Annotated in this window: 1 protein-coding gene and 1 pseudogene; one reads left to right on the top strand and one right to left on the bottom strand. The window is 69.5% G+C overall.

The window, feature by feature from the left end; translation table 11 throughout:
• Positions 1 to 114: pseudogene (locus MKK69_RS08425) on the top strand (methyl-accepting chemotaxis protein); the annotation flags it as partial.
• Between the two features lie 17 nt (positions 115 to 131).
• Here MKK69_RS08425 and MKK69_RS08420 read toward each other — a convergent pair.
• A partial coding sequence (locus tag MKK69_RS08420; RefSeq protein WP_279598265.1) for a methyl-accepting chemotaxis protein occupies positions 132 to 456 on the bottom strand: 325 nt, incomplete at its 5' end.

Here is a 456-nt window from a genome sequence, read left to right as displayed (position 1 = left end):
AACCTGCTGGCCCTGAACGCCACTATCGGGGCGGCCCGGGCCGGGGAGGACGGCAAGGGCTTCGGCGTGTTGGCGGTCGTGGTGAAGGAGCTCGCCGTCACGACGGCCGTGGCGGTGATGTCGCGGATCGGCTAGTGGATGCCGCCTATGGCCGCTACCGCCTGACCGGTGGATGTCTGGGTCCGGGCGATCTGGGCTGGGATTTGCTGGGTCGCCCGGGCGGGCTGGCCGGCGAGCTCATTCACCTCGACCGACACCACGGCGAAGCCCTTGCCGGCCTCCACGGCCCACGCCGCCTCGATAGTGGCGTTCAGAGCCAGCAGGTTGGTCTGCCCGGCGATCGAGGAGATCAACCCAACCACGTTGCTGATCTGCTCGACGGTACCGCTCAGTTCGTTGACCAGCGCCCCTGTGCGGTCAGCCTCGTCCACCGCCTGCCGGGCGAGGGACGCGGAG

It is taken from the genome of Methylobacterium sp. J-026 (assembly GCF_022829585.1).
Lineage (GTDB): Bacteria > Pseudomonadota > Alphaproteobacteria > Rhizobiales > Beijerinckiaceae > Methylobacterium.
The sequence above is the reverse complement of the archived record's forward strand: the minus strand, read 5'-3'. Positions and strand labels throughout refer to the sequence as shown.